Annotated in this window: 27 protein-coding genes, 1 pseudogene and 2 CRISPR repeat arrays; of the genes and pseudogenes, 12 read left to right on the top strand and 16 right to left on the bottom strand. The window is 57.2% G+C overall.

What is annotated here, in order from left to right:
- The 6 genes from rpsH to NZ705_10145 form a co-directional block, all read left to right on the top strand.
- Nucleotides 1–96, top strand: a 96-nt coding sequence (rpsH, locus tag NZ705_10170; protein ID MCS7293315.1) for a 30S ribosomal protein S8, incomplete at its 5' end; no start/stop codon positions are given.
- Nucleotides 97–104: 8 nt separating this feature from the next.
- A complete protein-coding gene (gene rplF / locus NZ705_10165; GenBank protein ID MCS7293314.1) occupies nt 105–674 on the top strand; it encodes a 50S ribosomal protein L6 in 570 nt (189 codons plus the stop codon).
- An 8-nt stretch (nt 675–682) separates the two neighbouring features.
- Entirely contained in the window at nt 683–1,048 is a 366-nt protein-coding gene (rplR, locus tag NZ705_10160) for a 50S ribosomal protein L18 (GenBank protein ID MCS7293313.1), read from the top strand.
- 17 nt (nt 1,049–1,065) lie between these two features.
- Nucleotides 1,066–1,593 carry a 30S ribosomal protein S5 gene (gene rpsE / locus NZ705_10155; protein ID MCS7293312.1) on the top strand — a complete coding sequence of 176 codons (528 nt, stop codon included), beginning with the start codon at nt 1,066–1,068 and terminating at the stop codon, nt 1,591–1,593.
- A gap of 14 nt (nt 1,594–1,607) precedes the next feature.
- Nucleotides 1,608–2,054, top strand: coding sequence for a 50S ribosomal protein L15 (gene rplO / locus NZ705_10150; GenBank protein ID MCS7293311.1), 447 nt, complete (start codon nt 1,608–1,610; stop codon nt 2,052–2,054).
- Between the two features lie 69 nt (nt 2,055–2,123).
- Nucleotides 2,124–2,717 carry a PAP/fibrillin family protein gene (locus NZ705_10145; GenBank protein ID MCS7293310.1) on the top strand — a complete coding sequence of 198 codons (594 nt, stop codon included), beginning with the start codon at nt 2,124–2,126 and terminating at the stop codon, nt 2,715–2,717.
- Here NZ705_10145 and typA read toward each other — a convergent pair.
- Nucleotides 2,714–4,504: a translational GTPase TypA gene (gene typA / locus NZ705_10140; protein MCS7293309.1), complete on the bottom strand. Its 1,791-nt coding sequence runs from the start codon at nt 4,502–4,504 to the stop codon at nt 2,714–2,716. The two genes, NZ705_10145 and typA, sit on opposite strands and share 4 nt — an antisense overlap.
- Before the next feature lie 73 nt (nt 4,505–4,577).
- Here typA and tgt point away from each other — a divergent pair, with 73 nt between their 5' ends.
- Nucleotides 4,578–5,717, top strand: a complete 1,140-nt coding sequence (tgt, locus tag NZ705_10135) for a tRNA guanosine(34) transglycosylase Tgt (protein MCS7293308.1) — start codon at nt 4,578–4,580, stop codon at nt 5,715–5,717.
- On the opposite strand, the gene NZ705_10130 is transcribed toward tgt, so the two are convergent.
- From NZ705_10130 to rnz, 7 genes are all read right to left on the bottom strand, one after another.
- Nucleotides 5,700–6,170, bottom strand: coding sequence for a DUF29 domain-containing protein (locus tag NZ705_10130; protein MCS7293307.1), 471 nt, complete (start codon nt 6,168–6,170; stop codon nt 5,700–5,702). The genes tgt and NZ705_10130 overlap by 18 nt on opposite strands.
- Nucleotides 6,171–6,268: 98 nt before the next feature.
- Entirely contained in the window at nt 6,269–6,589 is a 321-nt protein-coding gene (locus NZ705_10125) for a hypothetical protein (GenBank protein MCS7293306.1), read from the bottom strand.
- Nucleotides 6,571–7,179: a UbiX family flavin prenyltransferase gene (locus tag NZ705_10120; GenBank protein MCS7293305.1), complete on the bottom strand. Its 609-nt coding sequence runs from the start codon at nt 7,177–7,179 to the stop codon at nt 6,571–6,573. The genes NZ705_10125 and NZ705_10120 overlap by 19 nt, the downstream gene beginning before the upstream one ends.
- A complete protein-coding gene (locus NZ705_10115) occupies nt 7,176–7,595 on the bottom strand; it encodes a TerB family tellurite resistance protein (protein MCS7293304.1) in 420 nt (139 codons plus the stop codon). Before NZ705_10115 ends, NZ705_10120 begins: the two co-directional genes overlap by 4 nt.
- 31 nt (nt 7,596–7,626) lie before the next feature.
- Nucleotides 7,627–8,727, bottom strand: coding sequence for an alanine dehydrogenase (gene ald, locus NZ705_10110; protein MCS7293303.1), 1,101 nt, complete (start codon nt 8,725–8,727; stop codon nt 7,627–7,629).
- A 13-nt stretch (nt 8,728–8,740) separates the two neighbouring features.
- Nucleotides 8,741–9,559 carry a sulfate ABC transporter permease subunit CysW gene (gene cysW / locus NZ705_10105; protein MCS7293302.1) on the bottom strand — a complete coding sequence of 273 codons (819 nt, stop codon included), beginning with the start codon at nt 9,557–9,559 and terminating at the stop codon, nt 8,741–8,743.
- A gap of 2 nt (nt 9,560–9,561) precedes the next feature.
- Nucleotides 9,562–10,524, bottom strand: coding sequence for a ribonuclease Z (gene rnz / locus NZ705_10100; protein MCS7293301.1), 963 nt, complete (start codon nt 10,522–10,524; stop codon nt 9,562–9,564).
- Nucleotides 10,525–10,688: 164 nt separating this feature from the next.
- Between rnz and NZ705_10095 the strand changes: the two genes are divergently transcribed.
- A complete protein-coding gene (locus NZ705_10095; protein ID MCS7293300.1) occupies nt 10,689–11,486 on the top strand; it encodes a TPM domain-containing protein in 798 nt (265 codons plus the stop codon).
- On the opposite strand, the gene NZ705_10090 is transcribed toward NZ705_10095, so the two are convergent.
- From NZ705_10090 to NZ705_10080, 3 genes and pseudogenes are all read right to left on the bottom strand, one after another.
- Nucleotides 11,441–11,986: a gamma carbonic anhydrase family protein gene (locus NZ705_10090; GenBank protein MCS7293299.1), complete on the bottom strand. Its 546-nt coding sequence runs from the start codon at nt 11,984–11,986 to the stop codon at nt 11,441–11,443. The genes NZ705_10095 and NZ705_10090 overlap by 46 nt on opposite strands.
- Complete coding sequence (locus NZ705_10085) at nt 11,983–12,318, bottom strand: hypothetical protein (protein ID MCS7293298.1); 336 nt, start codon at nt 12,316–12,318, stop codon at nt 11,983–11,985. The genes NZ705_10090 and NZ705_10085 overlap by 4 nt, the downstream gene beginning before the upstream one ends.
- A 457-nt stretch (nt 12,319–12,775) precedes the next feature.
- Nucleotides 12,776–12,868, bottom strand: a pseudogene (locus tag NZ705_10080) (IS1 family transposase).
- A 75-nt stretch (nt 12,869–12,943) separates the two neighbouring features.
- On the opposite strand from NZ705_10080, the gene NZ705_10075 reads away from it, so the two are divergent.
- The gene (locus NZ705_10075; protein MCS7293297.1) at nt 12,944–13,756 is read left to right on the top strand and encodes a hypothetical protein; all 813 of its coding nucleotides are present in this window, start codon (nt 12,944–12,946) and stop codon (nt 13,754–13,756) included.
- A 571-nt stretch (nt 13,757–14,327) separates the two neighbouring features.
- Here NZ705_10075 and NZ705_10070 read toward each other — a convergent pair.
- A complete protein-coding gene (locus NZ705_10070; GenBank protein MCS7293296.1) occupies nt 14,328–14,453 on the bottom strand; it encodes a hypothetical protein in 126 nt (41 codons plus the stop codon).
- A 313-nt stretch (nt 14,454–14,766) separates the two neighbouring features.
- Between NZ705_10070 and NZ705_10065 the strand changes: the two genes are divergently transcribed.
- Genes NZ705_10065 through csb2 form a run of 3 tightly spaced genes read left to right on the top strand, consistent with a single transcriptional unit; the run spans nt 14,767 to nt 18,016 of the window.
- Nucleotides 14,767–15,441 carry a PD-(D/E)XK nuclease family protein gene (locus NZ705_10065; protein ID MCS7293295.1) on the top strand — a complete coding sequence of 225 codons (675 nt, stop codon included), beginning with the start codon at nt 14,767–14,769 and terminating at the stop codon, nt 15,439–15,441.
- Between the two features lie 13 nt (nt 15,442–15,454).
- Entirely contained in the window at nt 15,455–16,462 is a 1,008-nt protein-coding gene (cas7u, locus tag NZ705_10060) for a type I-U CRISPR-associated RAMP protein Csb1/Cas7u (GenBank protein ID MCS7293294.1), read from the top strand.
- 3 nt (nt 16,463–16,465) lie between these two features.
- Nucleotides 16,466–18,016, top strand: a complete 1,551-nt coding sequence (csb2, locus tag NZ705_10055) for a type I-U CRISPR-associated protein Csb2 (protein MCS7293293.1) — start codon at nt 16,466–16,468, stop codon at nt 18,014–18,016.
- Between the two features lie 192 nt (nt 18,017–18,208).
- A CRISPR array of direct repeats spans nt 18,209–19,136; the repeat unit is 36 nt; unit sequence GTTTCACTGTGGTGATGAACCACAGCTCCATTGAAG.
- Nucleotides 19,137–19,145: 9 nt separating this feature from the next.
- Here csb2 and csx17 read toward each other — a convergent pair.
- From csx17 to NZ705_10035, 4 genes are all read right to left on the bottom strand, one after another.
- Nucleotides 19,146–21,329 carry a type I-U CRISPR-associated protein Csx17 gene (gene csx17, locus NZ705_10050; GenBank protein ID MCS7293292.1) on the bottom strand — a complete coding sequence of 728 codons (2,184 nt, stop codon included), beginning with the start codon at nt 21,327–21,329 and terminating at the stop codon, nt 19,146–19,148.
- Between the two features lie 5 nt (nt 21,330–21,334).
- Nucleotides 21,335–23,719, bottom strand: coding sequence for a CRISPR-associated helicase Cas3' (cas3, locus tag NZ705_10045; GenBank protein MCS7293291.1), 2,385 nt, complete (start codon nt 23,717–23,719; stop codon nt 21,335–21,337).
- A 214-nt stretch (nt 23,720–23,933) separates the two neighbouring features.
- Nucleotides 23,934–24,158 (bottom strand): BrnA antitoxin family protein, encoded by a 225-nt coding sequence (locus NZ705_10040; GenBank protein ID MCS7293290.1) that lies wholly within the window; start codon nt 24,156–24,158, stop codon nt 23,934–23,936.
- Nucleotides 24,127–24,774 carry an AAA family ATPase gene (locus tag NZ705_10035; GenBank protein ID MCS7293289.1) on the bottom strand — a complete coding sequence of 216 codons (648 nt, stop codon included), beginning with the start codon at nt 24,772–24,774 and terminating at the stop codon, nt 24,127–24,129. Before NZ705_10035 ends, NZ705_10040 begins: the two co-directional genes overlap by 32 nt.
- Nucleotides 24,775–25,205: 431 nt before the next feature.
- A CRISPR array of direct repeats spans nt 25,206–26,119; the repeat unit is 37 nt; unit sequence GTTTCACTGTGGTGATGAACCACAGCTCCATTGAAGG.
- Between the last annotated feature and the right edge of the window lie 402 nt (nt 26,120–26,521).

The following is a 26,521-nucleotide window of genomic DNA, read 5'->3' as shown; positions in this document are numbered from 1 at the left end:
GGCATTGCCGTGCTCTCGACGTCGCGGGGCATCATGACCGACCGGGAAGCCCGCAAAAACGGTGTCGGTGGGGAAGTGTTGTGTTACATCTGGTAGGAGCAGCCATGTCCCGGATTGGTAAACGACCGATTCCTTTACCGGCCAAGGTGACGGTGACGCTCGACGGCCAGCGGGTCAAAGTCAAAGGCCCCAAAGGTGAACTGGAGCGGGAATTGCCCAGTGGGGTATCCGTGCAACAGCAGGACAATATGCTGGTGGTCAGCCGCGCTGATGATTCCCGGCGCAACCGTCAACTGCACGGCCTGTGTCGCACGCTGGTGGCGAATATGGTGGAGGGAGTGACCAACGCCTTCGAGCGCAAGCTGGAGATTCAGGGGGTCGGCTACCGGGCGCAGATGTCCGGCTCGAAGTTGGTCCTAAACGTGGGCTACAGCCACCCGGTGGAAATCGCCCCGCCGCCGGGGATTACGCTCAGTGTGGAAGACGCCAGCGGCAAGCCGGTGAACCAAGGCACCATTGTGGCTGTGCGGGGGATTGACAAGGAACTGGTGGGCAATGTCGCTGCCCAGATTCGGTTTGTCCGCCCGCCGGAACCCTACAAGGGCAAAGGCATTCGCTATCTGGGCGAAGTTGTGCGTCGCAAGGAAGGGAAAACCGGTGGTAAGAAGAAGTAGGAGCAGCCATGAAACTCAGTCGCATTGAGGCCATCCAGCGGCGTCACCGCCGCATCCGCAAGCGAGTGTTTGGAACGCCCGAACGACCGCGTCTAGCGGTTTTCCGCTCACACCGGCACATTTATGCCCAGGTCATTGACGACACCCGGCACCACACCCTGGCCGCCGCTGCGTCAGTGGAACCCGAACTGCGCCAGGAACTCAACAACAATGGCGCGACCTGTGCCGCTTCGACCCGCGTGGGGCAGTTGATTGCGGAACGGGCGCTGGCAAAAGGCATCCGCAAGGTGGTGTTCGACCGAGGGGGGTTCCTGTACCACGGTCGGGTCAAAGCCCTGGCCGAAGCCGCCCGTGCAGCGGGATTGGAGTTCTAGTTAAGGAGTGGTGAGCTATGGCTAAGGAACGTCGCAGTAAAGCCGCCCGCACCCAAGAGAAAGAACCGGAATGGCAGGAACGGGTCGTGCAAACCCGCCGGGTGACCAAGGTGGTCAAGGGGGGTAAAAAGCTCAGCTTCCGGGCAATTGTGGTGGTGGGCAATGAACGGGGCCAAGTCGGTGTTGGAGTGGGCAAGGCCAATGATGTCAGTAGCGCGGTGCGCAAAGGGGCAGCCGACGGCAAAAAGCATCTGATCACGGTGCCCTTGACCCGCTCCAACTCGATTCCCCATCCCACCCAGGCCAGTGCGGGAGCCGCGACGGTGCTCATGCGACCGGCTGCGCCAGGGACAGGAGTGATCGCCGGGGGCGCGGTGCGGACGGTGTTGGAACTGGCGGGCGTCAAAAACGTGCTGGCCAAGCAGTTGGGGTCGAGCAATCCCTTGAATAACGCTCGGGCGGCCATTGCCGCGTTAGCGAATCTCCGCACCTTTTCCCAGGTTGCGAAAGAGCGCGGGATTCCTATGGAACAGTTGTACGGCTAGGTTAGGTGAGCGCCATGAAACTCCATGAACTTCATCCCCAACCTGGTTCACATCGCCGACGTCGCCGTGTTGGTCGCGGGATTAGCGCCGGACAGGGGGGCAGTTGCGGGTTGGGGATGCGCGGGCAAAAGGCCCGCTCCGGTGAGCGTATCCGTCCTGGCTTTGAAGGGGGCCAAAACCCGCTCTACCGCCGGATTCCGAAGCTGCACGGTTTTCGGTCGGTCAACGCCAAGCGTTATACGGTGATCAACGTGAGCCGGTTAGCAGCCTGGGATGGACCGCAACCCATCACCTTAGAAGCGCTCCAAGCCGCCGGTTGGATTAAACAACCCCAGGGGCCGTTGAAAGTACTGGGGGATGGGGAGATTAACCGGCCCATTACGGTGGTAGCGGCGGCCTTTAGCGCGTCGGCTCAGGAGAAAATTACGGCTGCAGGGGGCACATGCCAGGTCGCTGAGTAGAGTAGTTTCCGGCTTGTGCGCACCGGCGAAACCTGCTCTAATAGCGGTGGCGGGTTGGGGAAACGCACCATGCAAGAGAAACTCAGGCTTTTACAAGCGGTGGCCACCACCAACCGGGGATTACTGGTAACGCCCCAGGTGCAGGCGGAGATTGACCAACTGGTGCGCCGGTTGGAAGCCCAAAACCCCACCCCCAACCCGGTGCAATCCCCCGAACTCCTGAGCGGTTGCTGGCAACTGCTGTACACCACCAGTACCGATGTCCTGTTTTTGGGGCGCTTGCCGCTGGTGACCTTGGGCCAGATTTACCAGGTCATCCAGGCGGACCGCAACCGGGTGTACAACGTTGCCGAAGCGCAAGGGCTGCCAGGGCTGCTCGATGGTCTGCTGGCTGTCAAAGCTCGGTTTGAAGTGTTGAACCCCAGTCGCATCGCCATTTACTTTGAACAGAGCCTGTTAGGGGTGCAACAGTTGGTCGATTACCAGCAGAACCCCACCCGCTGGCTGAGCCGCCTGGAGCAGGACGAGTCATTGCCCCTGTTGCGGATTTCCTTGGACAGCAGTCGTTCCCAGGGCTGGTTGGATATTACTTACCTAGACATGGACCTGCGGATCAGCCGGGGCGACAAAGGCAATCTGTTTGTCCTGGGGCGAGCAGGTTAACGGCGGGCCAGTTTTTGGTTCAACTTGCGCAGGCGCACCGACTTCGGCGTTACTTCCACCAGTTCATCAGGGCCGATATACTCCAGCGCTCGCTCTAGATTCATCTCCACCGGCGGTTGCAACGGGGTCAACTCCTCCGCGCCCGCCGAGCGCATGTTGGTCAGGTGCTTGGTTTTGCACACATTCAGTTCCAAGTCCTGGGGCCGGTTGTGCTCCCCGACAATCATGCCCTTATAGACCCGCGTGCCCGGCTTGATGAAAAACACCCCCCGGTCTTCGGCGTTTTTCAGGGCGTAGAAGGTGGCTTCTCCCTCTTCGATGGCAATCAACACGCCATTGCGGCGGGTTTCGATAGGTCCGGCCAAGGGACGGTAGTCCAGGAAACTATGGCTCATGATGCCCTCGCCCCGGGTCAAGCGCATGAACTCGCTGCGAAAGCCCACCAACCCCCGCGCCGGAATAATGAATTCCAACTGGGTGCGGCCATGGCCCCCCACCTGCATATCCTGCATCTCGCCCCGCCGCGGTCCCAAGGCTTCGATGCAACTGCCAACCGCCTCATCGGGCACATCCAGCACCAGGTACTCGTAGGGTTCGCAGGGCTGGCCGTCGATCTGGCGGTAAATCACCTGGGGTTGGGACACCTGGAACTCGTACCCTTCCCGGCGCATGGTTTCAATCAAAATCCCCAGGTGCAGCTCCCCCCGCCCCGAAACTAGGAACCGGTCTGGGTCTTCCGTTTCTTCCACCCGCAGCGCCACATTGGTCTCCAACTCCCGGAACAGGCGCTCCCGCAATTGCCGGGACGTGACAAATTTCCCTTCTTGACCAGCAAAGGGGGAATCGTTCACCGAAAAGGTCATTTGCAGCGTCGGTTCGTCCACCTTAATCAGGGGCAACGCCAGGGGGTTATCGGGGCAGGTGATCGTTTCGCCAATATTCGCCTCGTTAAACCCCGCCACCGCCACAATGTTCCCTGCGCCAGCCGATGTCAACTCCACCCGCTTTAACCCTTCAAACCCAAAGAGCTTGGTGACCTTGCCGCGAATGATGGTGCCGTCGGCAGTAACCAGCGCCGCCGTTTGCCCTGTGGTAATCCGCCCATTGTGAATCTTGCCAATCACAATGCGGCCCAAGTAGTCGGAGTAATCCAGGGTCGTCACCTGCAACTGCAAGGGCTTGTTTTCATCCCCCGCCGGCGGCGGCACATAGCGAATCAACGCTTCAAACAGGGGTTGCATATCCACCGGTTCATCCTCCCAGCGCCAGCGGGCATGCCCGGCCATTCCCGACGCAAACAGGTAAGGGAACTCGCACTGGTCGTCGTCCGCCCCCAATTCCAGAAACAAGTCCAGCACCTTATTCAGCGCCACAAATGGGTCGCCCTGCAACCGGTCCACCTTGTTGAGCACCACAATCGGGCGTAACCCCTTCTCCAGCGCCTTGCGCAATACGAATCGTGTTTGGGGCATCGGCCCTTCGTTCACATCCACGATGAGCAGACAGCCCTCCACCATGCCCAGCACCCGCTCCACCTCGCCCCCAAAATCGGCGTGCCCCGGCGTATCCACAATGTTGATGAGATAGTCCTTGTAACGGACAGCCGTGTTTTTGGCCAGGATGGTAATGCCCCGCTCCCGCTCTAGTTCATTCCAGTCCAGCACACAGGTTGGCACCTCTTCCCCCTGACGAAACGCCCCTGCCTGTTTCAACAGCGCATCCACCAGGGTCGTCTTGCCGTGGTCCACGTGGGCGATAATAGCAACGTTGCGAATATGGGATGTCATAAGGGCAACCAGATGGGCCGCAAAAACGTTAAATCTTGTTAAAAATTTAGCAGAGTTCGGGGGCAACTAGCCGGTGAGTGGATTTGCGTTTGAGATTGAGCGGGCGTGTTCCCACACCCATGCTCGCGCTGGCAGGTTTTGTACACCGCATGGCGTTGTGTTGACGCCCACGTTTATGCCGGTGGGAACCCTAGCTACCGTTAAGGGTGTTGCACCCGACCAGTTGGCCCGCACCGGCGCCCAGATGATTCTCAGCAACACCTACCACCTGCATTTGCAACCAGGGGAAGACATCGTTGCTCATTGCGGCGGGTTACACCGGTTTATGCAGTGGCCCGGGCCTATCTTGACCGATTCCGGGGGGTTCCAGGTCTTTAGTCTCAGTTCCCTGCGTCAAATCAGCGACGACGGCGTTTGGTTTCGCTCCCCCCGCAACGGTGATCTGATTTACCTCACACCGGAAAAATCCATCGCGATTCAAAACGCGCTGGGAGCCGATGTGATCATGGCGTTTGACGAGTGTCCTCCCTATCCCGCTCGCTACGACGACGTGAAGCAGGCGGTGGAACGCACTTATAAATGGCTAGGGCGATGTGTACGGGCGCATCAACGGGCAGACCAGGCCTTGTTTGGCATCGTCCAAGGGGGTATCTATCCGGACTTGCGGCAGTTGTCTTTGCAGTACACCACGGAATACGACTTACCGGGGTATGCCATTGGCGGTGTCAGCGTGGGCGAGCCGGTAGCACAGATGCATCAAATTGTGCAGGCAGTCGCGCCCCAGTTACCAGCAGACCGGCCGCGTTATCTGATGGGCGTGGGCACGTACCGGGAAATGGCGATTGCGATTGCCGCCGGGGTGGATTTATTCGACTGTGTGATTCCCACGCGGTTGGCTCGGCATGGCGCGGTTTTGGTGCAGGGGGAACGCTGGAATCTGAAAAATCGCGCGTTTCAACGGGATGAACGACCGTTAGACCCGACATGTCCCTGCTACACCTGTCAACACTTCAGCCGCGCTTACTTGAGTCATTTATTTCGCGCCCGGGAACTGCTAGCCTACACCCTGCTTTCGATTCACAACATCACCGAACTCATGCGGTTTACGGCTGGGTTACGCCAGGCGATTGTTGCGGGTGACTTTCCCGAAAAATTGGCCTTTTGGCAGCAGTCTTCACCCACCGACACAGACCCATTAACCGACCCCAGTTAAATCAGCTGGCAACCAGTTTTCATCCAGTGCTTGCGCCAAGGTAAAAGGGGGTGTTTCAGGAATCGCGTCACTGGCCAAACCGCTCCCGTCTAGAAATAATTGCCTCCCATTTCGATATTCCTCAACGTAGATGTCTTGTATCCACGGTTTGAGACTAGGACTGGCCTGTAAACGGCGCTTAATCTCTTTACGGAAGTTGCGAACTTCGACCAGCCAACCCCTGTAGCAACGTTGCCGCTCGGTTTCCCAGTATTGGAGCTTTAACAAGTGTTCACACAGACGCATCAAGTAACTCGCTATCGCGTATTTCTCACGCCGTCCCAACTCCTCTATCTCCTCAATCAAGTTTTTCAGGTCAAGGTTGGTGAAGTCTCTTGCCTTCAAACAGTTCACTGTCTCCGTCAACCACTGGTAATAGTCGCATTCGTACAGCGATTCGGTGCGAACAGACATTGCTCCCAAGCCCTGGCAGACTGTGCTCATTCTATAGCCAAGCCACTTTCATTGGTCAGAGCGAACCAACGGCCATTCCCATCTGTCACTAGCGTCCATCAATTCCAATCCTCCGTGAAGTCCCACTCATCCTCATCGGCGGGGGGCGGCGACTTACGGGGGTACTCCACGTAATCCGGTTCCAAGACAATGGGTTCAGGTTCGGGTTTGCGGCGCGGTTTCCCTAACCACCAATCCAATCCCCAGGCCGTCACCCACCCCATCAGACAAGTGAACCCAAAAGCCAATCCCAGCGGTACGGTCAGCACTGGTTGTCCAAACAGCACCAGGGGCACAAAGGGTTGCCAGTTTTGGATGACCAGCGCCACCCAGGCCGCTCCCAGCAGCACCAGCACCCACTTCATGACCAGCGTTGCCATGGCACACAATCAATCCCTAACTGGTCCAACGCCCGCGCCACGACAAAATCCACCAGATCCAGGATGGACTGGGGCTGATGATACCAAGCCGGAATGGCCGGGACAATGCGGGCGCCCGCCTCCGCCAAGGTGGTGAGATTGCGCAAGTGAATGAGACTCAAGGGCGTTTCACGGGGCACTAACACCAAGCGCCGTCCCTCCTTGAGATGCACATCCGCCGCCCGCTCAATCAAATCGCCGCTCAAGCCCGCCGCCAGTTTCGCTACCGTCCCCATACTACAGGGCATGACCACCATCCCCTGGGTGCGGTAAGAGCCGCTGGCAATCCCCGCCCCGATGTCGCGCCAGTGATGGCAAATCAATTTCCCCGCTGTGGGCACCCCTACCTGTTCCCGCCAAAACATTTCCTGCTGGGGCACCGCCGGGATTTTGACCCCCATTTCGTCGCTCCAGACGCGGTAGGCCCCCTGGGAGAGCACCAGTTCCACGATGTATTCGGCCTGGAGGAGATACTTCAGCGCGCGCAGGGCATAAATCTGTCCCGAAGCGCCTGTGGTCGCCAGCACCACCGGCCAGTGTTGCCCTGTCATGGGTGGGTGGCCTGCTGCACTAGGGCGCGAATCTGAGCGTGATTCATCCCAAAGGTTTCCCCCAAGACCGCCACCAGATCGTTTTCCTCCACCAGGGCAACGCCATCAGCCAGGGCTAATTTCGCCACTAATTTCACGGCAGTTTCCCGGTCGGCTGGGTCAATTGCCCGTACCCCCGCCCAAAACAACTCCAAAGGGTCCACTGACTGCAACCATTTCTGCACTTGGGCCAGCAATTGAGCATCCACGTCAATCCCCAAAGCCGTTAACTGGGTGCGCAACGCCGTCATCTCTAAAGGCGACAACTCATCGTCAATGGCTATCATCGCGGTCGCCAGCGCGGTCAAGGCTTCCTGCCGATTCAAGGTCAACGCCGACGGCACCGGCTGTCGAAAACATTGCCAAACGTAGCGCATGCGGGGAAGGCACTGGACTGCCACCCCCATTCTAAAGCACCAAATCCTGCAGCGCGGGATGCACCAAGCGCCCGCCCATCGTGTTGACCCCCCGGCCTAGGGGCGTTCCCGGCTTGAGCGCGTCATATCCCCGGTCGGCCAACTCCAGCAGGTAGGGCAACAAACTTTGGTTCAGGGCTTGGGTCGCCGTCCAGGGCACTGCGCCGGGCATGTTCGGCACCCCATAGTGCAGCACCCCGTAGCGCGTATAGACCGGTTGCGTGTGAGTAGTCGGCCGAGACGTCGCCACGCAGCCCCCCTGGTCCACCGCCACGTCCACAATCACACTGCCCGGTTTCATCTGCTGCACCAGTTCCTCCGACACCAGCGTGGGTGTGCGTTTGCCTGGCACCAGCACTGCCCCGATGAGTAAATCTGCCGTCGGCACCATCTCGGCGATGTGGGTGCTGTTGCTGTACAAAAGCTGCACCCGGAACCCGAACAAATCCCCTAGGGCGTGGAGCCGGTCCAGGTTTAACTCAATGATGGTCACCTGCGCGCCCAGTCCAATCGCCATCCGCGCCGCTTCCGTACCCACCACGCCGCCGCCTAGGATCACCACGTGGGCAGGTTTGACCCCTGGCACACCGCCAAGGAGCACCCCCCGTCCTCCTGCTGGTCGCTGGAGAAAGTGACTGCCGAACTGCACCGCCAACCGCCCGGCAATCACACTCATGGGGTGCAACAGGGGCAAGCGCCCATCCTCCAGTTCCACCATCTCGTAGGCAATGGCCGTTGTGCCTGCCCGCAGCAGAGCTTTCGTTAACCCCGGCTGGGCCGCCAGATGCAGGTAGGTAAACAGCAGCAAATCCGGTCGCAGAAAGTCGTATTCCACCGGCAAGGGTTCTTTCACCTTGACCACCAACTCCTGCGCCCAAGCCGTCGCCGCATCCGGCACCAGCAACGCCCCCGCCTGCTTATAGTCCTCATCGCTAAAGCCTGCCCCCTGACCCGCCTGGGTTTCCACCACCACCGTATGCCCGTGGGCCACTAGCGTCGCCACGCTTGCCGGACTCAGGCCCACCCGAAACTCTTGGTCTTTGATTTCCTTGGGTACCCCGATGCGCATCCCCGTTTCCCGCGCTATGGGCAATAGTGTAGCCCGTTTACCGGCGGTCTGTTTGTCCCACCAGCGCCTGCCCCGCCACCGTCACCAGCGCAATCACCGTCAACAGCGACGCCCCCGCAAACGCGGCCACCGTCTGGTATTCCGTGTACATGCGCTCGATGTGCAGCGTCAGGGTGTTGGTCAGATTGATCACCTTGCCGGAAATCACTGCCGCCGCGCCGTATTCCCCAAGCGCCCGCGCCGTCGTCAGAATCACTCCGTACAACAGCGCCCAGCGAATCTGGGGCAACGTCACCCGCCAGAAAATTTGCCAGCCGTTCGCCCCCAAGGTTTGGGCAGCTTCTTCTTCCTCACGGCCTGTGCTCTCCAACACCGGCAATACCTCCCGCACCACAAATGGCAAGGTCACAAACATGGTCGTGAGCACCAACCCCGGCGGCGCAAACACAATAGACAGTTTAAGCGCCTCGACCCAGTGACGGAATATTCCCACCGTTGGGCTATAGAGCAGGATAAACATCAGCCCTACAATCACCGGCGAGATGGCCAGGGGCGCATCCAGCAACGTCAGCACCAGCCCCTTCCCCGGCAAGGGATACCGCGCTAGCACCCAGGCTGCCACCAGCCCGAACACCGTGTTCAAGGGCACCGCAATCCCCACCACCAGCAGCGTGAGTCTGATCGCATGGAGCGCCTCCGGCGTCGTCAACCCCTGCACGTAGGCTGACCAGCCCTCGCGAAACGCCTGGTAAAACACATTCGCCAGGGGCAACGCCACCATCAGCACCAGGTACAGCGTCGCCACAGCAATCAATCCCCAAGCCACCCATCCTTTTGGTCGCACTGGCTGTCGCATCCCTAGGCCCCTCCCGTTGCTGTGGTTGCCGGTACTCGCGTGCGGGGAATTGCATAGGTCCAAAAGTCTTGGGCCAGCACGGTGTTGGGGAAAATCGCTTGCGCTTCCGCCAGCAGATCCGCTAGTTGAATGGGGTTGCCCGGCGCGTAACGGGGACTGAAATGGGTCAAGATGAGTTGCTTGACGCCCGCCGCCAGGGCTACCTGCGCCGCCATCGTCGAAGTCGAGTGCAACCGTTCAAAGGCCAACGCCGCATCCAGGTGGGAAAACGTGGCCTCATGCACCAGCACGTCCGCCCCCCGCGCCAGTTCCACCGCCTCGTCGCAGTAAATCGTATCAGTGCAATAGACAAAATGGCGACCCGGTTGCGGCGGCCCACAGAACTCGCGCCCATCCAACACCCGGCCATCGGGAAGCGTCACCCTTTCCCCCCGCTTGAGTTGGCCATACACCGGCCCTGGCGGAATCCCCAACTGCTGCGCTTTGGCCACGTTGAACTCTCCAGGCCGGTCCCGTTCCGCCACCCGGTAGCCAAAAGCCGGCACCCGATGCTTCAACGGCGCGCAAATGACCCGGAACTCCTCTTCCTCATACACCACTCCTGGCGCTACGGGATGCACCCGCACCGGAAACCCAAACCGCATTTGGCTATAGCGCAAGCATGCTTTGATATAGCCCTGCAAATCCGGCGGCCCGTACACATCCACCGCGTGGTTATCCCCCGCTAGCCCACAACTGGCCAGCAGACCCATCAGCCCAAAAATGTGGTCCCCATGCATGTGGGTAATGAAAATCCGGCGGATTTGACTGATACGCAACTCACTCCGCAACAACTGGTGCTGGGTGCCCTCGCCACAGTCAAACAACCAAATCTCCGCCCGCTGTGGCAACTTCAGGGCCACACTGGAGACATTGCGACTGCGGGTCGGCACCCCGGAACTGGTCCCTAAGAACGTAATCTCCACGCCACCGTTGCTCATCCACTCCCTGATCAGTTTAGCGAACCCAGGTCCCCCCGCCGTTTGACGCGCCCGCTCCCACCCCCCTAAAATGAGAAGACAAGTTACAGAATGTAAATTTTGTAGCAAACGTGTTACATCAGGTTTCGACAAGCGGAGTGTAGGGTGCTATGGGACGACGGTGGTACTGGGTTTGGAGCTTTTTAACGATAGTGATGGTGGGATGGGGGATGGTGGCCGGTCCAGCGCTGGCCTACGACAATCCCGATTTGTTGCCGGACCACCCGACCCCGATCATTGACCTGAATCATTCCCTCACGAACCTCCAGCGTGCCGCCCTGGCCAAGGAGCTAGAAGACTTCGAGCGGGAACACGGCTGGAAGTTGCGGGTGGTGACCCAGTACGACCGGACGCCTGGCCGAGCAGTGAAGGAATTTTGGGGATTAGATGACCGCAGTGTGTTGCTGGTGGCCGACCCGCGCGGGGGCAATCTCTTGAGCTTCAACGTGGGGGATGCGGTCTATGCCAAGCTGCCGCGCCTATTCTGGATCGAGCTACAGGCCCGGTTTGGGAATATGTTCTATGTGCGCGACCACGGGGAAGACCAGGCAATTATCCAATCGTTGCGAGTGATTGAAGCCTGTTTGCTCAAAGATGGAGGTTGTCGGGTGGTGCCCGGTTTACCCCGCGAGCAGTGGTTGCTGACGCTCATCACGTCGCTGGTAGGGGGCGTCATTTGTGGGTTTGCAGCCCAACCCCGGCGTCCTGGCCAAGTCATTGCCTGGCAATGGGTGCTGATCTTTTCACCCCTGTGGGGGATGCTGTTTATCTCCTTTGGAATTGGGCCGGTGGTCAGTCGCACCAGCGATTGGTTGCCGGTGTTTCGCAACGTGGCGGGTTTTGCCATCGGGGTGTTGGTGGCCTACCTGAGTCCCATCTTTGGCGAGCCGTCTCCTTCCAAGACCTGACGCGCGTGTTGACGGGCCAGCGCCACGTAATGCTGGGCGTGGGTGATTAAATCAGCGGCTTCCTGGGGCGTCACTTCCCGAATCACTTTGGCGGGGATGCCAATCGCCAGGGAGTAATCGGGAATAGATTTGGTGACCACGGCACCGGCTCCCAGGATGCACCCCTTGCCGATACGAACTCCGTTGAGCACGATGGCTCCCATCCCCACCATCGTTCCATCGCCAATCTCAGCGCTGTGGATGATGGCCCGGTGTCCCACTGTCACCCATTCTCCCAAGACTGTTGGTTCACCAGGGTCGCCGTGCAGTATGCAGCCATCTTGGATATTGGTGCCCCGGCCTAGAATCACTGGACTGCAATCGCCCCGCACCACTGCCTGATACCAAATATTCACCTCTGGCCCGATGCGCACGTCGCCAATCACGGTGGCATTGGGAGCGATGAAACTGGCCTGGCTGGTATCGGGCCGTGAACAGTCTGCGTTGCCGAACTCCCTCATGCCTGGGCCGCCAGTTCCCGCAGCGCCAGTACGGGTTGATAGGTATCAATGTCCGCCTGAGTGATGACCGTTTCTTCGCCAGCCGCACAAGGGTACACCACATACGTCCAAATCCCTGGCTGGCCTGCTTCGGCGCTTTCCGCCTCGTAAAATGTCACGGTGCCGTCTTCGGGGCATTCGTAGTAGGCCGAGTACACATCTTCCCAGTCGGCATCGGAGTTTGCCAGCGTTTCCCGGATATTGGCCAGCAAACCCGCCAGGTGATGGGGTTGGGTTTCCACCTGCACCAGCCGTTCTTCTTCCCAATAAAAGTTATGCAACTCCAGTCCCATCGCTGACCGCTCCCTTAAGTGTTAATGCTCCCATTGTAGCTGGGTCATCTGGGCAAACAGCCTTAGGGATTTAGGAAAGGATTTCGCAGGTAGCCATCCATAGGCCGTTACAAGCATCCCTGAAGTCCTAGAGCGAGACTCCGTCTTTCACCGACAAACTAAAGCAGCTTAGCTGTATAGGTAATCTGGATCACAAAAGCTGAGAGATTCCCATCATATTCGTCCCCCAATCTAGAAGAACACAGCCCTTGCATCCAGCGTCTCAATCACTCAACCTCACATGCCTAAGGAGTTAGTCATGGATGTTGGCCTTGACGACTTTGGTTCCGATGACGGCTCAGGCCTAACAAACCGCTGATCTTTCTAAAGTCCATCAAGTTGACTTCAAGCAAGTCTCTACAACTATCAGTGGCACCATCACGCCCAAAGATCTGAGTAACTCGGAGTACAGGTAGTGCTATGTAAGTAATGATGCATTATAGTGGTGGATGAAGTTGAATATAATGCCGATGTGATTTTCTAGGTTTTTAGAAAAGGACAGAGTTCTCCTATAGCAGAAAACATTTAAGTTGGCGTGTTTGGACAGCGGACAAGGCAGAAGCGTCAAGGTCTCCAGTTGTAGCTCATGCCAAACATTGTGTGCTTAGCTATAGTTCAGCTCTCGTTTGGGCGCCTGCACGGCTGCATTGCCAGCTATCGGTATCTCGCCGCGCGACTAGGCATTTCGCGGGTGTGGGTGGTCGCCTTGGTCGCCCGGTTGGAAGCCTTGGGCCTGGTGCGCCGCCACCCGCGGTTTAAGCCCGGCACAAGACACCGCCTGTCCAACCTTCTGGAAGTCCCGGGGGTCACGGCGAGCCTGGAGATTCCGTGGCGAGGCGCATTGCCCAATGGGGCCGCCGCTGACCTGTTGCCGCCGCCGACGCTGGAGCAGCTCATTGCTGGCCTGGAACAGGTATTCGCCCAGCTACAAGACTACGCTGACCCCAACTACGCCCGGCTGTCGTTGCAAAGCTGGTGGCGGCAAGCCCGAAAATCGCCCGTCATCGCGCAATTTTGCCGGTGGTACGCGCAGCAGCGGGAGCAGCTCAGAAAGCCTGTCCAGGTCATCGGGGCGTATGTGAGCGCCTGCGTCCAGCGCTTTTCCCACTACAACGCCACCTTTTTTGAGGAGATGCGGCAATGGCTAACGCGCTACCAAGCCGCCGAGCAGGCCCGCCAGCAACAGGTCGCCCACGCCCAGGCCGTGGCCACCACCATCGCCCAGGACAAGGCCCAGCGGGCTGAAGAACTACGCCAGCATATCGCCAACTATGAGCAGGCCTTGGCCACCATCCCGACCAACCTCCCCCTGGCCAATCAGGAGCGGATGCGTGCCCTGTACACCCGCAGGATCGCCGCACTCCAAGCAGAACTGGACGAGCTTTTGAAAAATGACTAGGCCCCCCTACAGGCTTAGTGTGCCCATTTTTCGGCCAACCTAAGTGGTATTGTATCCCAGTGAACACTTTAGGCTTAACGCAGGCCAGGTCTGACTCTAGGAGCGTGCGAGAAGCCACCTGATTGTACTGCTTTTGTATGGCATTTTGTTTGACTACATGGTCAGCTAAAGTTAACCATCCCCCAGCGCTGGCAACGCCCACAAAATGGCCCCACCAGCCACAAAAATCTACCCCAGAAGAATCAGATCTCCTAACCGAAAAAAAAGAGACCCATGCAAAAATTTTTTTCTGCAGCCAGCAGAAGGTACACACAAAACACTTAGGCTGGCATCAAGCCGTGGGGAGGGGTAGGGATGGTTAGGAGTAACATAAATGTTGACGCATAAAAAGGCTTGCCGGCTGCAGTACAAAATACTTACAACCTGGTGGCCACCAGCCGCCGGGAAGTTACCTACCTGTTGGCCACCCACTAGGCCCGGTCCGCCAGGAATCTGCTACCCACCACTTGCCGGGACCCACTAGCCGACAGCAGACCTACACTCACCAGGCCATCTGGTGGTCACCCGGCGGTTAGATGCCGCGCCGGATTTCCGCCAGGAACTCCAAGGCCATTTGGCACTCCCAGCCACGCACCGGCTCTCCTGCTGGATAGTTCTGCTCGACCCACGCCTGAGCCAGGCTCTTGACGGCCCCCACCAGTGCCGTCGGGTAGGGATGCCGATAGGCAAACCGGGCGAAAGCATCCCCTGCGGCTGGCTTATGAACAGCAGCTGGCGGTCTCCGCGACCAAAACGGAGCAATGAGCAGCTCCTGCGATGACGGATGGTTCTTGCCAGCTTAGTTCCCAGCGATGTCTAGTAAACGCTTCTATACGCAAAAAAGCCTTTTCCTAGACATCTGCGCAGTTGGTATCTTTACTAGACACTTGCCCGACCTGTTGTTGGTGACAGTCGCCTGTAGGCTAGCACAGAATCATAGATGTGTTATTTGCAATTAAGTGAATACAAAAATGCAACCAAAACAAATCGTAATAAACAACTTGCCGCCCCGACAGCGTCCCTACGCCCATCCCAACTGGCTCGCGGCCTATCTCGCTCGTGAAGCCCAGTGCTTGTTGGCTCTGCACACCTACGGTCGCCGCCAGCTCCCGCCCAATGGTTCGGTGTTCGATACCACACAGCATGACCGCGCGGTCGCATGGGTGGCTGCAAACTTGCAAGCCCAGGGCTACCGCGTCTTCACTCAAGAAAACAACAAGTTCTGGCTCACCACCCAAAATGGTCTGACTATCTCGGGACAGCCGGACATCGTGGCTCTGGCAAGTAGCACTAGCGAATCCTTAGTTGTGGAAGTTAAGACCGGTTCCGCTCTCCCAAAACATCAAGCCCAACTAGAGATTTATATGGCCGCTGCGCCGTGCGTTGGCTTGCATCAGTTGACCACTATCCCTAGAGGACGCCTGGTTTATGTGGACCCACAGAAAATGGCGATTATCAACAGTATTGAGATTCCCCCCGAACGCATCAACGATAGCTGGAAACAGAACATGCGCCGACTGACAGCAGTCATCACCGCCAAAGAACCGCCAGCACCAAGCCCGAGTATGGCTGAATGCCAGTTTTGCCGCTTGAATGCTGTGTGCCCTGCAGCAGCACAGCCAGCTACAGGAACCGCTGATTTCTAAAGGAGGTGTTTGCATGTTCGTCAAATTCGAAAAGCTCAACTCCGCCTCTCGGTTATTGATAGAGGCAGAACTCCGGCCCCAACAAGGAGCCCGCTTCCAGCCGACTGGTTTCCCGGATTTGGGAGCTGCAGAATATCGCTTGCCCGACAAAACACCCATGCTCATCGTCGAATCCCACCAGAGCGTCGCTAACCGCCTGGAGGCCACCCTTTGGGATGAAAAACACCAAAACGTGGTGGCACTTTTCCAGGGGATTCCCTATGTGGAAGTCCGCAGCGCAGACGGTGAATTTTTAACCAATTCCTTGCTCGAAGCTCACCGGCTCAACTCTAACTACATCCTGGAAAGCGAAGATAAGTCGTTCTACGAGCAACTTTTGAAAGACTTAAAGGTTGCCCCTGGCAAACCCTTGAGTTTTCAGCGCTTTGCTCAGGTGCTGGCCAAATATGACCTCAACTGCCTACTGCACGGGGTGTTCCTGGCTAAAAAAGAGATTGCTGGAGGCCGCTACAAACTCCCACGTGCCCTGTCGGGATTTATCGAAGCCAAGGGAGTGGAGCGGGTGCTGTTGGGTGGGGTCAAAAAAGATCTCATCGATCCCCAGGCAGAAGCCAAAGAAGGAGGCGGCCATATCCCTTATCACCGTACGGAATACGTCGCTGAGCGGATCACGGCCTACTTCAATCTCGACCTGCTGCAAATCCGAGACTATGCGTTGGCAGAACCCCTGCCCGATTTACTGATAGCCATGGCGCTCTGGAAAATCCATCGGTTTCTGGAGCGGGGCCTGCGCCTGCGCACCGCCTGTGACTTGGAGCTGGTGGAGCTGCGGGTCACCCAACCTGCTGGCTGGTCGCTCCCGACGCTCCAAGAGCTTGAAAAGATGGTGCCCGCGCTGATTGAGCAGGCAAAGCCCTACTTTGCTGACCCGCCAGTGACGGTGGTTACCTATGTGCCGAAAAAAACCAAGCTGGAGAAGGACCAGAAACAGCAGGAACAGTTAGAGCTGCAAGAGGCTTAAGCGATGGCACTCACGCTGAAAATCCGCTTTCTCACAGGCCGGTACCACGCGACCGCTTGGCAACAGCAGGTGAACGAAGGCATCCCTGACTGGCCCCCATCGCCCTGGCGGCTGTTACGGGCGCTCGTCGCGGCGGCGTACCGACTCCCGCAGCCACCGCCACGGTCTGACCTGTTAGCGCTGGTGAATCGCCTGAGTGAGCATTTACCCCATTATGGGTTGCCAGAGACAACGCTCGGCCACACCCGCCACTACATGCCTATCCGCAAGGAGGGCGAAGATACAACGACCTTGGTACTGGATACCTTTGTGGCCTTTAGTGCCGACGCGACTCTTTGGGTAACTTGGCCACAGGTGCAGCTACCACTTGCCCAAAGGCAGCTACTGGAGCAGTTGTGTCGCCACCTGAGTTACTTAGGCCGTGCCGAATCCTGGGTGGACGTCACTGTTTTAGACGACAACCGTGAGATGTTTACAGGGCAAGTTGCTAAGGTGGCCAAACCGCTGTCATCGGATGGCGTGGACGTCTCGGTTTGGTCATCCATTGAGCTACTCGCCCCGCAGCCCCCAGCCGCCTTTGCCAAGGCTAGAAAGCACTTTCCCACCGATGTGCTGGCAGCGCTGGAGCTGGATGTGGCCAAGCTTCACGACGACCGCTGGTCTGGCATCCCAGGCACGCGCTGGGTACGGTACGAGATAGCATCAAGGCCACGTTCATCTTCGCGGGCTGTTCGCAGTTCTCCATTCCAGGACGCACCGGCGTTTGCTCGCTTTGTGCTGGTCGGGAGCGTATTGCCCAAGTTGTCCGATGCCCTGTCGGTTGGGGAACGCTGCCGCCAGGCGCTGATGAGTCTTAGTAAGGGTCACTGGCTGTTTGCTGGCCGTGACCCCGCCACCGGGACGCCGCTGCAAGGCCACGTGCATTCTTGGTTCTTTCCGGAAGACGCTGACCAAGATGGGTTCATTGACCATGTGCTGGTCTACGCCGCCAAGGGCTTTGATAAAGAAGCGTTAGCGGCCCTGCGCCGGTTGCGTCAAATCTGGAGTGCGGAAACTCGTGAAGGCAAGCTCCAACTGCTTTTGGTTCAGCTTGGATTTGTCAAGGACTACACCTGTAACGTTCACCAGGCCATTCCAGGTGTTTCGTCCCTGCTGATGCAAGCCAGAACCTGGCGCACGGTGACGCCCTGGGTGCCATCGCGACACTCACGCAAACATCCCAAGAAAGACCCACGCACTGGCTTAGACCAAGACAGTCTTGCGCACCAGGTTGTGACGCAGATTGACCACTTACGCAGGGATGGATGGCTCCGATTTACAGAACCCCCGGGCTGGTCGTGGGCGGAGCAGATTCAGATTTGTAGCCAAAAAACTTGGGCATATCCCCCCTACCCATGGTATGCCTTTCGGCGGCAGCGTACCCAGGGTCAGGGGGCCCATGCCGGTACACGGGCTTACTGGGTGCAAGTCACGTTTCCAGAGCCCATCACCGGCCCGTTGGCACTGGGATACGCAAGCCACTTTGGCTTGGGCTTGTTCCAACCGGTAGAATGATTTCGTGAACCTGAGTGGGTGCTCAAACGCCAGGTGGTTCACGAAAACCGCCAGAACCTTGACAATCCGATAGTTGCGCTTGTGATCTCCTTAAAAGCGTGGAAACAATGTACTAACAAAAGTCCCTTTGTGGGAGACCTTCACGAAAACCAACCCCAGACAGCCCTATGGACGGGCCATTGCGATGAAAGGGTTTCACTGTGGTGATGAACCACAGCTCCATTGAAGCTTAAAGTTTTGCTATTTGGACACTGTGGGATTTCAGGAGTTTCACTGTGGTGATGAACCACAGCTCCATTGAAGCAATTCTTCATCAACAAAAGCATCAACCCTTGCAAAGTTTCACTGTGGTGATGAACCACAGCTCCATTGAAGCTCTAATTGGGGAATTGGCGTGATGAACGGTGGCTTATGTTTCACTGTGGTGATGAACCACAGCTCCATTGAAGCTTAGTCAAACATTTTCACCTGACAGGTTAACATATAGCTTGTTTCACTGTGGTGATGAACCACAGCTCCATTGAAGCTCCCCCCAAAACAGTTGCGCTAGGAATCCAGCAGGGGTTTCACTGTGGTGATGAACCACAGCTCCATTGAAGGAATGGCATAGGGTGGGCGGCTGGCAAAACAGCTACACGTTTCACTGTGGTGATGAACCACAGCTCCATTGAAGGACTTGGGAGCGGGTGCCGGTAGTCACCAGCAAGATTGCAGGTTTCACTGTGGTGATGAACCACAGCTCCATTGAAGGCAGCCCTTCTTCGCGCAGCATCTGCAGCGCTTCCTTGGTTTCACTGTGGTGATGAACCACAGCTCCATTGAAGGGATTATGTCCTGAAGCCCGATGCTGAAGCTGCCAGGTTTCACTGTGGTGATGAACCACAGCTCCATTGAAGGGAAAGATTAGGCCGGTGAAGGTCTAGCTGGAGATGGATAGTTTCACTGTGGTGATGAACCACAGCTCCATTGAAGGCCAACCACCCAGACCGAATTGGTGGATTGGGAAACAGTTTCACTGTGGTGATGAACCACAGCTCCATTGAAGGCCGGTATAGGCCACCCTTACTGGTTCTTTGGGGATGGGGTTTCACTGTGGTGATGAACCACAGCTCCATTGGAGGAAGATTGTTCATTTCTCCTGCGTATCTGTTGCCTGCAAAAACGGCTTGAGAAGCTGTTGTCTTTGGTGACGGGTCAGTGGGAAGGCCAGCGCAGCGCCAAGCCGTAGCGACTGCTCGGGTGGTAGGTAGAAGCCTTCCTGAATGCCTAGGGGGACACCACTGGCCTGCAGGCGACTGCAGGCTAGTTGCGTCGCCGTCAAGCCATCCCCAGCGGCCAGTCGCCAGAGCAAATTGGGGACAGCCGGTATTTCAATGACAGTGGGTTCCTGGTTAGGGGGTTGGGGGTCGAGCACGACCTGGCGGGCATAGACATTGACGAGTAACCCGTAGGCTGGTGGGAGTGTGGGGGGTTGTTCATCTGGGTCTGGCCTGCGGTCTAGTACAGGATGGTCTGGAAGCCGCAGTAGGCACAGGCCTCTCAGAAGCCTTTCGAGCCGGACTTCGTCCACCTGGCCCTGAATCCACATCGCGACATGGTCGAGGCAAGCAGCCAGGGGTGGGTCCGTCAGAGACACAGACTCGCGTGTGTCTAGCGTTTTTTGTGTTTCTTGCTGCCGGCGTTCAATTTCTTCGCGTTGGAGCAGGCGTAGCAGGTTCAGGCTCAACGATGGGCTTTGCCAGGTGGTAATGCCGTCGTCCCCTTCGCCCCAGGTCCAGTAGCCACGGCGGTGCTGCTCGGGCGGAACCCACCGGACGAGACTCAATCGCTGGCGCATCTTGGGGCGGGCCGCCAAAGCCAAAGCCAAGTGCCACTCCACATCGTCCGGGGAGGCCATTTGTTGGATGGCCTTGAACCATTCTGGGCGCCGAATCAGGGGCATGGGGCGCAAACCAGACTCCTGACTAAAGCGGGACGACCGGCTGAGCACCAGCTCCATCTGACCCAAAGCGACCAAGACCTCTTCCAGGGTGGCCTTGCCACTGGCCAGCTCCACAAGCGCACTCTCCAGCTGGCGGTAGGCCGCCATGACCGCCGCTGGTGGCTGCTTGGCATGCCGGAGCCTATGCTTCAAGTCCACTAACCAGCCGTCAATATCCGCCAGCAGGTCCACTTGGGGGTCTTGCTTGGGGACAAACGTCCCGAGCGGCACTGCAAAATAAGACCGGCCATTGCGTTCCAGAAAACCATACCGGACAAAGGCGGCGACTCGCCGCTGCACCCCCAGGCGGGAGATGGCACGGGCAAAGTCAACGCCGTCTTGGGCGCTGCGTGGGCCGACTTTGGCTCGTCCTTCCCGGAAAAAGGCCTGCAGATCCGGCCAGCTGACCGGCTGTTTCCATACAGGTACCCACAGTTCGGCTCTCGCTTTTTCTTCAGGACTGGCCGTTCCATAGCCAACGGCAGCAGGGCGCACCATGAAGGGATAGGACAACTCGCCGGTGCCTGTCTGTTCATACCGGCGTGTCAGGCTCGGCTGAAACCAGGCCGTGCCTTCGATGGCCAACACATACTCCCAAGGATTCACTCGGCTTTCGGCCATAAAGCCAGGGCGAGCGTTGGCCCCGCCTGCCGCGAAGGGACTGAACTGACCGATGCTTTCTTTGGTCAGGATTTTTGGCTGGACGTCCCCAAACAAGGCCGCTCGGAGCTGCATGTCCGAGTTCTTTCTCGGTTGGCCCGTCTGGATGTCGAACAGTTCCTGCAACCGCTGCATGAAAGAGCGGCTGAATTCCAGATTCCCGTCGTTGCCACCAGAGCCTGTCAAAGGGGCAAACAACAGCGCATCGCCAATCACGACACAGGTATCCAGCCACACCAGCGCCGCATCAGGCAGCTGGTTCCGCAAGCAGGTCAACAGACGCTTTTTCTGCTTCTCCTTTGGCTGTCTCTCAAGCCCTAGCTGCGCGACGACCTGCCGCCCGACTGTAATTGCCTGACGATACGGTGCAAATCGCGCCGCCTGACTCTGCTGGAATGTCTCTAGCAGCTCTTTTTGCTTTTGCTGGTCTTTCGGGAAAAAGCCGGTGCTGCCATTCCAGGGCGCCACGATGGGACTCGGTTGGTACTCGTTCAGGAAAAAATCGATGAAGGCGCGTTCATCGAGCTGGGTGACCAAGTAAAACCCATCGGCATGCCACCCGCAGCGGGCTTCAGGGTCTTTTTGCTCGACTAGGATGCGAAAGACCCCAAGTGCTTTGAGATAGCTAGCTAACGGCTGTGGCTGACAACCTGGAAGACACAACTGTTTCATTGCCATTACTCGAGTTGCTCAACCACTGGTAAGGCGGATGCCCGCCAGTCCGCCAGGCGGACCAGCATCTCCAGAAAGGCCAAACGGAAGGGTCCATAGGTGTCGAGTAAACCCCGCGCTTGCTCCACCCAAGACCCTGGCCCCAGCTGCATGACCTCCAGAGATAAGGTCAGCGGCGGAATCTGGAGTCCCGAACCGAGGTCCACGGCGGGTGTTTGGTCGCCCTCATGGACACCTAGAGCAAACATCGGTACCGGTGCGCTCTCCTGGGGCCGTGGCTGAATCACAAGACGCACCTTTCCATGATGACAAGCAACCAAGTAAGCGATGAGGAAGGGTTGTCCTTGTTGCAGAGCCATGAGTGCGCTGACCAGTTCATGGCGGAAGCCCTGGCGTTCTGGAGGCCAATCGTAGGGTTGCGCTTGCGGTGGGGCTTTGGCCCACAGACCGTTATTTTGCCGCGTGGGTTCGTCCCGACAGAGCATGGCTTGGAAGACGGGGTGTGCCTTGCCTGCATCATGCCATTGTGCAGCGCGCACCACCGCCTCCACCGGGAGATTGCTGTAGCCCAGCACCTGGCAGAGCTGTCGTGCCTGGTTGGCAGTCTGCAACGCGTGGTCTGGCAGCGATTCCCACCTGCCTGTGAAGCTCAGGATGTCACGGTTATCTGCATCCATCGGGATGTGATGGCTGACCGGTACCGGTTTTGGTTTATGCTTGGCATGGCCAGTAAAGCCGAGTTGTGAGTCGTAGCCTCCTAGGTTGCAGTGCAGTAACAGTTGTTGCCCTGGATAGAGCGACTCGACGACAGTCCACTCCCCCTTCCAGATCCAGGCCTTTCCTTTCTCTTTCACAGTCTCTAGAAAGTCACGCAGCACTGCAAGCCGTACAGGACACAATTCGTCTCTTTGCAAAGCCAGATCCTGATCCGGCTTATCACCCTGCCAATCGCGCCAGGCAACGTAGACATCCAGATTGTCGGTATCGCGAATCAACCGAGAGATGTCAATATCATGCCCGGCCAGGTCCGCCGAGGTGTCGAAGAGATCCAAAATGTCTTTCCGGCGGGGGATCAATCCATCCGGTATCTCTAGCGGCTCCCCCAACGGGCCTAGATGCATCAAGCGTTGCAGGCTCACATCCGACAGTTGCTGGAGATAGCCCCGCGCCCTGTCCAGTTCTTCAGCGGTGTACGGCAACGCATCGGGTGGTTCCACCCAGTACACATAGGCTTCATTAAACTCACCTTTGCGGTTGCAGCGCCCAAACCGCTGCACCATTGCAAACCAAGGGGCCAACTCGGTAATCAGGTGCTTGGCAGACAAGTCCACACCCGCTTCGACTGCTTGCGTTGTGACCAGCAGGCCCGTGGCTTGACCCGTCCGGAAGGCGCGAATCGTCTGCACCTGTTGCTGACGCTCATAAAACCGAAACCGCGAATGGACCAACGCTAGCTTTTCTGACCACCCTGGCGTTTTGGCCGCCATTGCCGCTAAGTGCTGGTACACCCCTTGCGCCCTGCGGACACGATTACAGATGACCAACGTCAATGTCCCAGGTTCGTGGCGGGACCAAACTGCTTGAGCCAGTGCTCGCACATAGGCCGCTTCTCGCTCTGCTTGCTTCGTCTGTTTTGGCAGCGTCAGATTCAGCTGCTGGAGTGTTTTGACCGCTCGGAGTCGTTGCTGGACAAGCCGTGATTGCAGGTCTTGGTCAGTCAATCGCAAAACGGCATGAGGTGCCTGAAGGTTTGGTTGAAAATCTGGGGTATTGAGCAACGAAGGAGCTAGGGTTGCTGACATCCAGATGGAGTGGGTCGGACCATAGGTGCCGAATTGCTCCCGAAACCCCTGGAGTTGGGCGGTCGTGGCCACGGTAATGCCCATCAATTGCGTTTCGTCCATGACCCAGAGAACATCGTTGTTGAGCTGCGCGTATTGAATGGGCCAGCGGTAACGACTCATGGCATAGCCCCGATTCAAGGCGCGGCTGACCAGTTGCTCCTGAGTGCCGACCAGGATGAGGTCTTTCTCAGGTTGGCCATCCCAGTTTTGCGCAACGGCACCCCCCATGAGCAAGTACAGACCGACATCTGACTCAAGCGCCAAGTTGGCCAACCATTCCTGAATTTGTTCATGGGCCTGTTCAACCAGGGTACGGGTGGGTAAACAGTAAGCAAGACGCCGCGGTGTCTGCTGGCGGATGGCGTCTGGAGCGTATCGCCGTCGCCATAGCCAACCCAACACCACCGTTGCCAGTTTCCCTAGCCCAGTGGGTACCTCAATCAGCGTTGGGAGTGTCTCGGCTTGGGCAAACTGGACTTGGTAATCAAAAGGCGCCGCGTAGCCAGTTGCCTGGCAGAACAAATCCTGAAAGTTCCGATTGGACATGAAAGATGCCTGTAGGTGTGTTAAAGAGACAGAGCTGTCTACAGTGGAGCCGTGCTATCCAAGCACGGAAATTGATGCAAATGTACTACTGGCCACCTAATTGCAAAAGCTTCAATGGAGCTGTCATCCCTTCAATGCGGCTGTCAGCTACCGCTCTTTGCAGGATGACAGATAGTCTACGTACTATCCTATCACAGACTTACAGACAAGCCCATCACTCGTGTGACGCTTGGCCGTACAGTTCTTGCAAAACCGCCCGCAACATGTCCGCCATCGCGACCCCCTGCTGGACGGCACGCAACTTGATGGCACGGTGCAACTCTTCCGGAATGTCCAATGTCAGGCGCTTCATCTTCACAGGGCGTGGCGACCCCCCGCTGACAAACGCTTCTACACGGGGGTGGGGCTTAGGCGTCAACGGCACCTTTTTCGCAGGCATAGGCAAGCAACTCCTGAACGAGAGCATAGACTTCTTGACTGGCTGGGCTGGCAGGGGCAGTTTCCATCACGACTTCGCCCCGGGCGGCACTTTCGGCATAGACCACCCGCTGCGCCAGGCTGGTCTGGAGCACCGGTAAACCAAAACCCGCCAGGGCCTCCTTGACGTCCCGCCCAATCGCTGTATTTGTAATTCTACGATTAATCACAAATACAGATTTCAGATTTGGTTTGATGACCGTGGCTTCCTGCACCAGCCGCACGATGTCTTGGGCGGCCCAGACGTCGTAGGGGGATGGCTGCACCGGGATAAGGACCACATCGGCGGCAATGATGCAGGAGCGGGCTAGGTCCGTGACGCGGGGAGGCCCGTCAATGAGAATGTAGTCGTAATCGGGCGCGAGTTTGGGGACTTCCTTGTGGACCGTCGGGCGGTCAATGGCGACGATGGGGAAGTGGTGGGGGCGTTGTCTAGCAGCGGCCCAGTCGCGGGCGCTGCCCTGGGGGTCCGCATCAATGAGCAGGACTTTGGCTTGGGTGGCCAAGACGGAAGCGATATGCAAGCTCAGGGTGGTCTTGCCCACACCCCCCTTTTGGTTTTGCACGGAAATAATCATTTCAGTATTTCTGTATTTGTGCTGTGGCTTCCAGCATAAGCCAGTGCCCAGATAGCTGGCAAGGGAGTTGGGGTGGCATCCTGGCGGTTGCCAGTATTTCTGTAATTCTGTAGAAGTGCTTTTCTAGCTTTACAGAAATCAGCACGTGGTAAGGACTAAGCGCAATCACTAGTAAGATGGGCCTAGTTCCTGGCTACGCCGGTTGCTTGAGCAACCCCTTGCCTAGAATGGAGGTAGGTCGTTTGCGAACCCCAGTGGGTGCTCAAACGCTAGGTGGTTCACGAAAACTGTCAGAACCTTGACAATTCGATAGTTGAGCTTGTGATCTCCTTAAAAGTGTGGAAACAATGTACTAACAAAAGTCCCTTTGTGGGAGACCTTCACGAAAACCAACCCCAGACAGCCCTATTGACGGGCCATTGCGATGAAAGGTTTCACTGTGGTGATGAACCACAGCTCCATTGAAGGTGTTCATGACCGGCCTATCCTAAGCCCACAGGAGAGTTTCACTGTGGTGATGAACCACAGCTCCATTGAAGGCCAGTAAGTGAACTGACTTGAACAGTTGCAGGCATAAGTTTCACTGTGGTGATGAACCACAGCTCCATTGAAGGTGGGGCAATCCGGATGGGCCGCTGATGCACTACGAAAGTTTCACTGTGGTGATGAACCACAGCTCCATTGAAGGGCGTACATCCCACCTGGCACACCTGAAGCTGAACAGGCGTTTCACTGTGGTGATGAACCACAGCTCCATTGAAGGAGTTAGCAGTTGATTTGGGGTATTCCGCAAGCAAAAGTTTCACTGTGGTGATGAACCACAGCTCCATTGAAGGGGTGTTAAGGGGGAGATTCTGATGAGTGAACCACCGCGTTTCACTGTGGTGATGAACCACAGCTCCATTGAAGGGAATTTAAGGTGGAGCAGCCCCAAGATGCAGACTGGGGTTTCACTGTGGTGATGAACCACAGCTCCATTGAAGGTGGTTCTGGCACATAGCCCTGGCGTTCTAACCAGGGTTTCACTGTGGTGATGAACCACAGCTCCATTGAAGGTTGTTTTTTGTTCAGCTTTTTGTAGCGCCGTGTTCCGTTTCACTGTGGTGATGAACCACAGCTCCATTGAAGGTTGCCCCGCTACTACAAAAGTCTGCGTAGCGGTGTGGTTTCACTGTGGTGATGAACCACAGCTCCATTGAAGGCTTCAATCTCAAGCGACAAAACGATGCCAATAAGAGTTTCACTGTGGTGATGAACCACAGCTCCATTGAAGGACCCAGTGGCGGGCAGGTGACCCACGGGCAGGCCGTTTCACTGTGGTGATTTACCACAGCTCTGGTAGTGCTATGTAAGTAATGATGCATTATAGTGGTGGATGAAGTTGAATATAATGCAATGTGGTTGTCTAGGTTTTTAGAAAAGGACAGAGTTCTCCTAGTCAAGCGACTAACTCGCTGTCTAAGAGTGTTGTTGAAGCGCTCAATCAAGGACGTCCTACCACTCCCTTTGACACTGGCTGCATGTTGGGATTGCGGAATTACCTTCCGATAAACTGACCAACAATCAGTATAAAAATAATCGGTACTCTCTTCCGTAACTTTTTTACCGTCTCTACACTTCTATCCCCTACGCAGGCCGCGACAATCATCCGTGTCTTTTTCTCTATAGCTAAGCTTTTTAAGGTTGTCATATAATAAACGTGTTGCTAGGGAGTGAGAAAATGCCCAGACCATATAACTATGATTTG

This window comes from Gloeomargarita sp. SKYB120, from assembly GCA_025062155.1.
In the GTDB taxonomy this organism is placed as follows: domain Bacteria; phylum Cyanobacteriota; class Cyanobacteriia; order Gloeomargaritales; family Gloeomargaritaceae; genus Gloeomargarita.
Note: the sequence above shows the minus strand (reverse complement) of the source record. Positions and strands in the feature narration are given on the sequence as shown.

What these genes read in the sequence shown, in the direction of transcription:
- cas3 (MCS7293291.1), bottom strand. Translation starts at nt 23,719, where the DNA reads ATGTCCAATCGGAACTTTCAGGATTTGTTCTGCCAGGCAACTGGCTAC.
- NZ705_10120 (MCS7293305.1), bottom strand. Translation starts at nt 7,179, where the DNA reads ATGACAGGGCAACACTGGCCGGTGGTGCTGGCGACCACAGGCGCTTCG.
- rpsE (MCS7293312.1), top strand. Translation starts at nt 1,066, where the DNA reads ATGGCTAAGGAACGTCGCAGTAAAGCCGCCCGCACCCAAGAGAAAGAA.
- typA (MCS7293309.1), bottom strand. Translation starts at nt 4,504, where the DNA reads ATGACATCCCATATTCGCAACGTTGCTATTATCGCCCACGTGGACCAC.
- NZ705_10145 (MCS7293310.1), top strand. Translation starts at nt 2,124, where the DNA reads ATGCAAGAGAAACTCAGGCTTTTACAAGCGGTGGCCACCACCAACCGG.
- NZ705_10095 (MCS7293300.1), top strand. Translation starts at nt 10,689, where the DNA reads ATGGGACGACGGTGGTACTGGGTTTGGAGCTTTTTAACGATAGTGATG.
- NZ705_10125 (MCS7293306.1), bottom strand. Translation starts at nt 6,589, where the DNA reads ATGGCAACGCTGGTCATGAAGTGGGTGCTGGTGCTGCTGGGAGCGGCC.
- cysW (MCS7293302.1), bottom strand. Translation starts at nt 9,559, where the DNA reads ATGCGACAGCCAGTGCGACCAAAAGGATGGGTGGCTTGGGGATTGATT.
- cas7u (MCS7293294.1), top strand. Translation starts at nt 15,455, where the DNA reads ATGTTCGTCAAATTCGAAAAGCTCAACTCCGCCTCTCGGTTATTGATA.
- rplF (MCS7293314.1), top strand. Translation starts at nt 105, where the DNA reads ATGTCCCGGATTGGTAAACGACCGATTCCTTTACCGGCCAAGGTGACG.
- NZ705_10090 (MCS7293299.1), bottom strand. Translation starts at nt 11,986, where the DNA reads ATGAGGGAGTTCGGCAACGCAGACTGTTCACGGCCCGATACCAGCCAG.
- NZ705_10075 (MCS7293297.1), top strand. Translation starts at nt 12,944, where the DNA reads ATGCCAAACATTGTGTGCTTAGCTATAGTTCAGCTCTCGTTTGGGCGC.
- NZ705_10065 (MCS7293295.1), top strand. Translation starts at nt 14,767, where the DNA reads ATGCAACCAAAACAAATCGTAATAAACAACTTGCCGCCCCGACAGCGT.
- rplO (MCS7293311.1), top strand. Translation starts at nt 1,608, where the DNA reads ATGAAACTCCATGAACTTCATCCCCAACCTGGTTCACATCGCCGACGT.
- NZ705_10130 (MCS7293307.1), bottom strand. Translation starts at nt 6,170, where the DNA reads ATGTCTGTTCGCACCGAATCGCTGTACGAATGCGACTATTACCAGTGG.
- rplR (MCS7293313.1), top strand. Translation starts at nt 683, where the DNA reads ATGAAACTCAGTCGCATTGAGGCCATCCAGCGGCGTCACCGCCGCATC.
- csb2 (MCS7293293.1), top strand. Translation starts at nt 16,466, where the DNA reads ATGGCACTCACGCTGAAAATCCGCTTTCTCACAGGCCGGTACCACGCG.
- csx17 (MCS7293292.1), bottom strand. Translation starts at nt 21,329, where the DNA reads ATGAAACAGTTGTGTCTTCCAGGTTGTCAGCCACAGCCGTTAGCTAGC.
- NZ705_10035 (MCS7293289.1), bottom strand. Translation starts at nt 24,774, where the DNA reads ATGATTATTTCCGTGCAAAACCAAAAGGGGGGTGTGGGCAAGACCACC.
- NZ705_10085 (MCS7293298.1), bottom strand. Translation starts at nt 12,318, where the DNA reads ATGGGACTGGAGTTGCATAACTTTTATTGGGAAGAAGAACGGCTGGTG.
- NZ705_10115 (MCS7293304.1), bottom strand. Translation starts at nt 7,595, where the DNA reads ATGCGCTACGTTTGGCAATGTTTTCGACAGCCGGTGCCGTCGGCGTTG.
- NZ705_10040 (MCS7293290.1), bottom strand. Translation starts at nt 24,158, where the DNA reads ATGCCTGCGAAAAAGGTGCCGTTGACGCCTAAGCCCCACCCCCGTGTA.